Annotated in this window: 5 protein-coding genes and 1 pseudogene; 4 read left to right on the top strand and 2 right to left on the bottom strand. The window is 71.9% G+C overall.

Annotated elements, in window-relative coordinates:
* Positions 1-113: 113 nt before the first annotated feature.
* Entirely contained in the window at positions 114-647 is a 534-nt protein-coding gene (locus AB0I76_RS18760; RefSeq protein ID WP_357036774.1) for a hypothetical protein, read from the bottom strand.
* 108 nt (positions 648-755) lie between these two features.
* Between AB0I76_RS18760 and trmB the strand changes: the two genes are divergently transcribed.
* Both trmB and AB0I76_RS18770 read left to right on the top strand, forming a co-directional pair.
* Entirely contained in the window at positions 756-1463 is a 708-nt protein-coding gene (gene trmB / locus AB0I76_RS18765; protein WP_357036763.1) for a tRNA (guanosine(46)-N7)-methyltransferase TrmB, read from the top strand.
* A gap of 49 nt (positions 1464-1512) precedes the next feature.
* The gene (locus AB0I76_RS18770) at positions 1513-4017 is read left to right on the top strand and encodes a DUF3516 domain-containing protein (protein WP_357036765.1); all 2505 of its coding nucleotides are present in this window, start codon (positions 1513-1515) and stop codon (positions 4015-4017) included.
* 81 nt (positions 4018-4098) lie between these two features.
* On the opposite strand, the gene AB0I76_RS18775 is transcribed toward AB0I76_RS18770, so the two are convergent.
* The gene (locus AB0I76_RS18775) at positions 4099-5727 is read right to left on the bottom strand and encodes a peptidase (RefSeq protein WP_357036768.1); all 1629 of its coding nucleotides are present in this window, start codon (positions 5725-5727) and stop codon (positions 4099-4101) included.
* Positions 5728-5939: 212 nt separating this feature from the next.
* On the opposite strand from AB0I76_RS18775, the gene AB0I76_RS18780 reads away from it, so the two are divergent.
* Both AB0I76_RS18780 and AB0I76_RS18785 read left to right on the top strand, forming a co-directional pair.
* Positions 5940-6587 carry a hypothetical protein gene (locus tag AB0I76_RS18780; RefSeq protein WP_357036771.1) on the top strand — a complete coding sequence of 216 codons (648 nt, stop codon included), beginning with the start codon at positions 5940-5942 and terminating at the stop codon, positions 6585-6587.
* Positions 6588-6708: 121 nt separating this feature from the next.
* Positions 6709-7151: pseudogene (locus AB0I76_RS18785) on the top strand (hypothetical protein); the annotation flags it as partial.

The raw sequence follows: 7151 nt of genomic DNA on the forward strand, positions 1-7151 counted from the left end.
GCCGACCAGCACCAGCACCACCGCGAGGGGCACCGACCAGGGGCTCCGGCCGGGCCGGCGCCGGGCCGCGGTGGCGACCCGGTCCGGGGACGAGGAGGTGGTCATGGCGATGGTCAGCGCCGGGCGACGCCACGGGGCCGGCGGGCCGACACCACCCAGAGGACCAGCCCGACCACGGTGAGGGCGACCCCGCCCGGGAGCAGCAGCCCACCGGTGAAGCCGCCGGCCCCGCCACCGAACCCGGTTGCCGGGCCACGGCTGGACGGCACTTTCTTCACCACCTGCAGCATGGTCGAGGCGGTCTCGCCGTCCCGGCACTCCAGCTTGACCCGGTAGTTGCCCGGACGGGTGCGGTCGCGGACCATCGGCGCGGCGGTGAGCAGGCCGCGCTGCGGCTGCACCTGCACGCGGCCGAACGCGTCGGAGACCACGGTCGCGGGGACCGAGTTGTCCCGGCAACTGGCCTTGATGCCGACGAGGTAGCCCGGTTCGACCGTGCTCGGGCTGACCTCGACGAAGACGGCCGGGCCGGGCTGCGACGGCTGCGGCTGCGGCTGCGCCGCGCCGACCGGGCCGGCCGCGAGGAGCGGACCGACGAGGGCGGCCATGATCGACAGCGCCAGGCCACCGCGGGTCACCGTCACCACAACCCCCTCCCGGCGTACGCGTCGCACCCGTTTGGTCGTACGGGATGGATCCTCTCATCCCCGGGCGAACATCACATCCGATACGGCGCAGTCGTCGCGTACGCTCGGATGGCTGTGACCTCCACCGACGCGCACGCCGCCACCGCCCCGCGGAGCATCCGCACCTTCCACCCGCGCCGTGGCCGGATGAGCGGCCGCCAGACGACGGCGCTGGAGCGGCTGTGGCCGCTCTACGGCCTGCTCGTGCCGGACGCCCCCGCCACCGGCGTGGATCCGGCCGCCCTGTTCGGCCGCCGGGCGCCGCTGGTGCTGGAGATCGGTTCGGGGATGGGCGACACCACCGCCGCGATGGCCGCGAACGACCCGGATCGAGACTATCTGGCGGTCGAGGTGCACACGCCCGGAATCGCCAACCTGTTGGACCTGATCGAGCAGCGTGGGCTGCGCAACGTGCGGGTGGCCGAGGGGGACGCGCTCGACCTGGTCCGGGGCCTGCCGGAGGGCTCGCTGGACGCGGTGCACGTGTTCTTCCCGGACCCGTGGCCGAAGTCCCGGCACCACAAGCGGCGGATCATCCAGCCCACCCACGTGGCGCTGCTGCGCTCCCGGCTGCGGCCGGGCGGCACGCTGCACTGCGCGACGGACTGGGCCGAGTACGCCGAGGCGATGCGGGACACCCTCGACGGCGATCCGGGGCTGGTGAACGCGTACGACGGCTTCGCCCCGCGCCCGGCGCACCGCCCGGTGACGAAGTTCGAGCGCCGCGCCCTGGTCGCCGGCCGGCCGATCGCGGATCTGGTCTACCACCGTCGGTGACCGCCCCGGTTGGCGTGCGGGGTCATGATCCAGGCACCATGGACGCGCCATGACACTCACCGCCGCGCTGCCGAAGAGCCCAGACCCCGACACCCTGTTCGACGCGTTCGCCGGTTGGGCGTCCGAGCGCGGCCTCGACCTCTATCCCCATCAGGAGGAGGCGGTCATCGAGATCGTCTCCGGCGCCAACGTGATCATGAATACGCCGACCGGCTCCGGTAAGAGCCTGGTCGCGATCGCGGCGCACTTCGCGGCCCTGGCCGACAGTCGCACCACCTTCTACACCGCGCCGATCAAGGCGCTGGTGTCGGAGAAGTTCTTCGCGCTCTGCGAGGTGTTCGGCGCGGAGAACGTCGGCATGCTGACCGGTGACGCCAGCGTCAACGCGGACGCGCCGATCATCTGCTGCACGGCGGAGATCCTGGCCAACCTCGCCCTGCGGGAGGGCACCCGGGCCGATGTCGGCCAGGTGATCATGGATGAGTTCCACTTCTACGCCGAGCCGGACCGGGGCTGGGCGTGGCAGGTGCCGCTGATCGAGTTGCCGCAGGCGCAGTTCGTCCTGATGTCCGCCACGCTCGGCGACACCACCCGATTCGTCGACGACCTGACCCGGCGCACCAGCCGGCCGACCGCCGTCGTCCGCTCGGCCGAGCGGCCGGTCCCGCTCCTCTTCTCGTACGCGATGACCCCGCTGCACGAGACCCTGGAGGAACTCCTCCAGACCAAGCAGGCACCCGTGTACGTCGTGCACTTCACCCAGGCCGCCGCGCTGGAACGCGCCCAGGCGCTGATGAGCGTGAACGTCTGCACCCGGGCCGAGAAGGACATGATCGCCCAGGCGATCGGGAACTTCCGGTTCACCTCCGGCTTCGGCAAGACCCTGTCCCGGCTGGTCCGGCACGGCATCGGCGTGCACCACGCGGGCATGCTGCCCAAGTACCGCCGCCTGGTGGAGACCCTCGCCCAGGCCGGTCTCCTCAAGGTCATCTGCGGCACCGACACCCTCGGTGTCGGCATCAACGTACCGATCCGCACCGTGCTGTTCACCGGCCTGTCGAAGTACGACGGGGTGCGCACCCGGCTGCTCAAGGCCCGCGAGTTCCACCAGATCGCCGGGCGGGCCGGCCGGGCCGGTTTCGACACCCTCGGCCGGGTCGTCGTGCAGGCCCCCGAGCACGTCATCGACAACGAGAAGGCCCTCGCCAAGGCCGGCGACGACCCGAAGAAGCGCCGCAAGGTGGTCAAGAAGAAGCCGCCGGAGGGCTCGATCGGCTGGGGTGAGCCGACCTTCCAGCGCCTGGTCGAGGCCGAGCCGGAGCCGCTGACCTCCAGCTTCCAGGTCAGCCACTCGATGCTGCTCAACGTCATCGGCCGTCCCGGCGACGCGTTCGCCTCGATGCGGCACCTGCTCACCGACAACCACGAGGACCGGGCCGCCCAGCGCCGGCACATCCGCCGGGCCATCGCGATCTACCGGGCGCTGCGCGCCGGTGGGGTCGTCGAGCAGCTCGACGAGCCGGACGAGGCCGGCCGACGGGTCCGGCTCACCGTCGACCTCCAGCTCGACTTCGCCCTCAACCAACCCCTGTCGCCGCTCGCCCTGGCGGCGATCGAGCTGCTCGACGTGGCGTCCCCCTCGTACGCCCTCGACGTGCTCTCGGTGATCGAGTCGATCCTCGACGACCCGCGCCAGGTGCTCTCCGCGCAGCAGTTCAAGGCCCGCGGCGAGGCGGTCGCCGCGATGAAGGCCGAGGGCATCGAGTACGAGGCACGCCTCGAACTGCTCGACGAGGTCACCTGGCCCAAGCCCCTGGCGGAGCTGCTGGACGCGGCGTACGAGATGTACCGGCAGGGCCACCCCTGGGTCGCCGACCACCAGCTCTCCCCCAAGTCCGTCGTCCGGGACATGTACGAGCGGGCGATGACCTTCACCGAGTACGTGCAGTTCTACTCCCTCACCCGGTCCGAGGGCCTCGTGCTGCGGTACCTCGCCGACGCGTACAAGACGCTGCGGCAGACCGTGCCGGAGGACGCCAAGACCGAGGAGCTGGTCGACCTCATCGAGTGGCTGGGCGAGCTGGTCCGCCAGGTCGACTCCAGCCTGATCGACGAGTGGGAGCGGCTGCGCAATCCGTCGGACGTGGCTTCGGCGCAGGCCGCCCTCGACGACCGTCCGCCGGCGGTCACCCGCAACGCGCGGGCCTTCCGGGTGCTGGTGCGCAACGCGCTGTTCCGCCGGGTCGAGCTGGCCGCCCTGCGCCGCTGGGACCTGCTGGGCGAGCTGGACGCCGCGTCCGGGTGGGACGCCGACGCCTGGGCCGACGCGCTGGAGCCGTACTTCGAGTCGTACGACGGGATCGGGGTCGGCCCGGACGCGCGCGGACCGGCGCTGCTGATGATCGAGCAGGGCCGGGACCGGTGGACGGTCCGGCAGATCCTGGACGACCCGGAGAGCGACCACGACTGGGGCATCAGCGGCGAGGTCGACCTCGCCGCCTCCGACGAGGCGGGTGCCGCGGTCGTCCGGATCACCTCGGTCGGTCAGCTCTGAGCCCGTCACACGGATCGGCGGGGGGGGGGGGGGGGGGGGGGGCCCCCCCCCCCCCCCCCCCGCCGGGTGTACTGGCGCTGATCAGTCGCGCGGCGCCTGCAGCACGATGCGGCGACGGCGGAACAGCACGAGCAGGACGGCACCGAGCGCGAGCACGGCGACACCGGTGCCCGCGAGGGCCATCGCCGGAGCGCCGGTGACCGGCAGCCCGCCGCCGGAGCCGCCGTCGTCGTCCCCGCCGGAACCGCCGCCGGAGGCGAAGACGATGCGGGCGGTGTTGTTCGCCGGCTTCGACTCGGTGGACGAGGTGGCGCCGTCGACGACGATCGTGCCGTCGGCGCCCGGTGCCGACTTGATCTTCAGCTTGACCGTGGCCGTGATCCTGCCGTAGCCGGAGGCGACGGACGGGAACTCACTCTCGAAGTTGCACCGCAGCTTCGCCGATTCGGGCTCGGTCCGCCCCGGGGTGCCGTCGGTGTAGCACCACTCGGCGGGCAGCAGGACCGTGCCGGTCGGCGCGGTGATGAGCACGCCGGGACCACCGCCGTCCGACGGTCCGTTGTTGACGACCTCGTAGGTGAGGTCGACGGTCTGCCCGACCGCGCCCGCGACCGGCTTGGCGGTGACGGCGACGTCGAGGGTGTTGGGCTTGCTCCAGAACCGGAAGTCCGCGAAGTTGTCCTGGTCGTCGAGCTCGCGCTGCACGACGCTCTGCCGGGCGAGACCGGCCTTCACGGCCTTCGCGTGCAGCCCACGAGCGGCAGTGGCGAACGACGGCCCGGTGCCCTTGACACGCGTGCCCGCCTTCGCCGCGCGGGCCTCCTCGGCGAGGGCGACGGTGAACAGCCCGTAGTTCTCCTCCGGACCGGCCAGGTTACGACCGAACGTCAGGTTGAACAACGACGTGCCGGTCTGCTCGTCGAAGAACAGCAGGCCGTCGCCGGGTGCCAGGGTGAGCGGAACCACGCAGGTGACGACACTCGGCCCGTACACGTAGGGCGGACCGATGTCCTTCGGGTAGTAGTCGGTGTAGGTGCAGTCGCTGTAGCGCTCGGCGAAGGTGGCGCCGGTCGGGGCGTGGACCGAGACCGTGAAGTCCGTCGCGTCGCTGTCGCCCTCGTTGAAGACGCCGGTGTGCAGTGGAGCGGTGTCACCGGGGCCGACCGGGGCCGCCGCGCTGTTCAGATCCTTGGCGGCGGCGACCAGGTCGGGGCCGGACAGACGCACCGTCACCGGGAACGTGGTGGTGTTGTCGCCCGGGTTCGCGTCGTCCTCCGCGCCGTCGATGGTGACACCGACCGAGCCGGCGTCGCCGGGTGCGGCACCCTGGCGGCTGGCCAGCGCCAGCGGGTACACCGTCTCGATCTGGCCCGCCTCGAGCACCCCGATGCGGCAGGTGACCTTCTCGCCCTCGAGCTTGCAGAAGTCGGTCCACTCCGGAACGGAGGCGACGACCCGGTCGGAGACCTCGCTCAGGTCGAGGGTGACGGTGACCGCGGTGGCCCGGGCCTCGCCGTAGTTGTAGACGTACATGCCGATGTGCGCGCCGCTGTTGTCGATCTCCGCCACCGGCTCGGTGGTGAACGAGACGAACAGGTCCGGCAACGGGTCCGCGGCGCGGGCGGGCGCCGCGGGACTGAAGAGTGCGGTCGTGGCCAGCACCGCCACGGCGGCGACGAGGCGCGGCCAACGGGCCGTGAGGGATGTCATCTGTGCTCCGAAAGAACGATGGGAGCCCGCACTCTAGCCAATGATCACCGGCGCCGATGCCCCGTCTCCCCCGGTGAACCCACATCGGGTCGATCGGGTCGTGGGGACGGCCCGCACAACCCACGCCGGAAGTCCTCCGGAGGCCTGGGCGATGTCACCCCCGTCGATTAGAATGTATGTACTAATCGAGTTGTTGACCTGGGAGGACGCCCGTGACCGCGCCCACCTCCACCGCCCCGCTCACCCCCTATGCCACCCTGCTCGGGTTCACCCGCTACGTCGACCGCACCGGGCCCACCAAGGCCACCTTCGTCGGCGGGCTGCGCAAGCAGCGGGCCAGCCGCTCCGGCTTCAACCCGCACGGCCAGTTCGTCAAGGCGCTCAAGGCCGACATCGCCTTCCACACCGGCGGCACCCACCTCGACCAGGTGGTCGACGTGGTCAAGCCCCGCTGGCGCCCGCTCTACCAGGCCCTCGTCCCGGGAGCGACCGCCTGGCTGCACTCGCTGGGCGAGCCCCGCGACGTCGACCTCGCCCAGACCCGGGACGCACTGGCCATGCTGGGCGACCTGCCAGTCAAGATCAACCCCCACTTCGGCGTACGCCACGCCGACGGTCGCGTGCAGGCCGTCCGACTGCACTTCGACGAGGCCCCGCCCAGCGAGGAGGCGGTGCTCGCCACCCTGCACCTGATGGCCCGCCACATGGACGCGGTGCTGCCGCACGCCGAGCCGGTTCTGGTCGACGTCCGCCGCGGCCAGGCCCACCACATGCCCGAGAGCGCCAGGGCCGACCAGATCGAACAGTGGCTGGCCGGCGAGGCGGCGGCCTTCCAGGCCATCTGGTCCACCGCCGCCTGACCCCGCCCCCTGTCCCCCGCCCCGCGCGTCGGGCGGGCTGACCCGCAAGATCGCGCTCGATCCATGAAGTAGTGGCCTCCATCCCTCCGGGAGGCCACTACTTCGCTGTTCGAGCACGATCATGGACGACGGCGCCGGGTTATCCACAGGGGACAGCGAGAGCGCGGTCCTTTCCGGCACCGTGGACGGCATGCCGAAGGCGCCCCGACGCCCGCCCCAACTGCGCGGGCGGATCTTCCGTGGTTCGACAGCCGTGTCGCGCGGTCTACTCACGCGCAACGATCTCCGCAGCTCGGCGTGGCGGTCCCTGTTCCGGGACGTCTACGCCGACGCGGTCCTCCCGGTCACCCACCGCCACCGCTGTCGGGCCGCACTCCGCTGGCTGGTTCCCGCCGGTTCGGCGATCGCCGGTCGCTCCGCCGCCGCGCTGTACGGTGTCGGACAAGTGTCCATGGACGAGCCCATCGACGTGCTGGTGCCGACCGTCACCGCCGACGCAGGCACCGCCGACGCAGGCACCGCCGACGCAGGCACCGCCGGCGCAGGCACCGCCGGCGCAGGCAC

This window comes from Micromonospora sp. NPDC049799, assembly GCF_040656655.1.
Taxonomy (GTDB): Bacteria; Actinomycetota; Actinomycetes; order Mycobacteriales; family Micromonosporaceae; genus Micromonospora.

Excerpts from the sequence above, each read along its gene's own strand:
- trmB (WP_357036763.1), top strand. The coding sequence starts at position 756 with ATGGCTGTGACCTCCACCGACGCGCACGCCGCCACCGCCCCGCGGAGC.
- AB0I76_RS18770 (WP_357036765.1), top strand. The coding sequence starts at position 1,513 with ATGACACTCACCGCCGCGCTGCCGAAGAGCCCAGACCCCGACACCCTG.
- AB0I76_RS18775 (WP_357036768.1), bottom strand. The coding sequence starts at position 5,727 with ATGACATCCCTCACGGCCCGTTGGCCGCGCCTCGTCGCCGCCGTGGCG.